This is a genomic window from bacterium, assembly GCA_009926305.1.
Lineage (GTDB): Bacteria > Bdellovibrionota_C > UBA2361 > UBA2361 > RFPC01 > RFPC01.
The window spans coordinates 1-1,080 of the sequence record RFPC01000269.1 but is presented as its reverse complement, the minus strand read 5'-3'; the positions used below and the strand labels follow the sequence as shown (position 1 = coordinate 1,080).

The 1,080-nt window shown below is 48.6% G+C and carries 2 protein-coding genes and 1 pseudogene; all 3 read right to left on the bottom strand.

What is annotated here, in order from left to right; translation table 11 throughout:
- Positions 1-13 precede the first annotated feature (13 nt).
- The 3 genes and pseudogenes from EBR25_14455 to EBR25_14445 all read right to left on the bottom strand — a co-directional run bounded on the left by EBR25_14455 (position 14) and on the right by EBR25_14445 (position 1,080).
- Positions 14-589: a DUF1801 domain-containing protein gene (locus tag EBR25_14455; protein ID NBW42170.1), complete on the bottom strand. Its 576-nt coding sequence runs from the start codon at positions 587-589 to the stop codon at positions 14-16.
- Between the two features lie 106 nt (positions 590-695).
- A complete protein-coding gene (locus EBR25_14450; protein NBW42169.1) occupies positions 696-1,013 on the bottom strand; it encodes a hypothetical protein in 318 nt (105 codons plus the stop codon).
- Positions 995-1,080, bottom strand: a pseudogene (locus tag EBR25_14445) (sterol desaturase family protein). The gene EBR25_14450 and the pseudogene EBR25_14445 overlap by 19 nt, the downstream one beginning before the upstream one ends.

The window sequence follows — 1,080 nt, the reverse complement described above, 5'->3', positions numbered from 1 at the left end:
CTGACATCGTGAATTATCGGCTTCGCCGACCCCTTGCCACTTCAATCATGTCGAGAGCCTGTTTGGGGGTTTTGCTTTGAATGACCTCAGCAATCAAATCGAGTGGGAGATTCTCTACCCCTTTGAAGCGGATGCATGACTTACCCATATCCAGCTTTAAGCCTCGAGCAATCCACTTAGCCTGAAAATCTTCGAGTTGGTCCTGGCTCGAATACAAACCAGTCAAGTAAAGCGAGCAGTACTGCTTCTGAGAGCTCAAGGCCACCCACATCAGTGGCTGGCCGTTATATGTCGGCCCAGACAATTCGAGAGGAATCTCGTAGGAAATCATCCCCCAGTTCATTACCTCGTTGAAGCCAGTAGGGAGATTTTCGTTTATCAGCTTCCTAATCGTAGATATCGTTTGCTGGCGCTCAAGAGAAAGTGAACTGAGGTACTCGTCCACTGTCCGGGCGCTGGAGGACACCATTCCAAGACTGTATACAAGGGCGTAAGAAAGAGTGAAAAAGGTCTGTCTTTGAAGTCCAGACACAATGGCACGCCCGGAGGGATTCGAACCCCCAACCTTCTGATCCGTAGTTCTTTTCACACCCGCTAACTCGTTGGATTTCCACGAATATAGCGTCGTGTTGAGGTTCTATGTGACCCTGGGTGGGTCAGAGAGTTTCAGGAGTTGGGCTGACTACATGGCTCACCTACTCTACGTTGAGGATCTCCAGTCTCTCCTCAGTTGATTGATCCATGAACAACATAAATTCAGCACTAAAGTCCTCCAAGGAGGTGCCAGCAACTTCTTCAAAAGCTTCGCGCCAGCCGAGGTCCGCGACAATCGGATGAAATTCTTCAAGCAAGATATCTGGCCCACTTAAATACGCCAGATATGCAATAGCCCAAGCTCCGAGCTCGTAACCCAAATAAGAGCAAGGATCTTCGTAAGACTCTATCGACACAAGATCTCTCCCCTCACACTCTCCAGAAAAAGCTTCATCTACGGTGACCAGTTTGTTCTCCATCTAGACCCTTTATTTTCTTCTTCTGACCTACGCGGTATAGCTTGTTCCAGCAAAGCTAAAGCTGCGA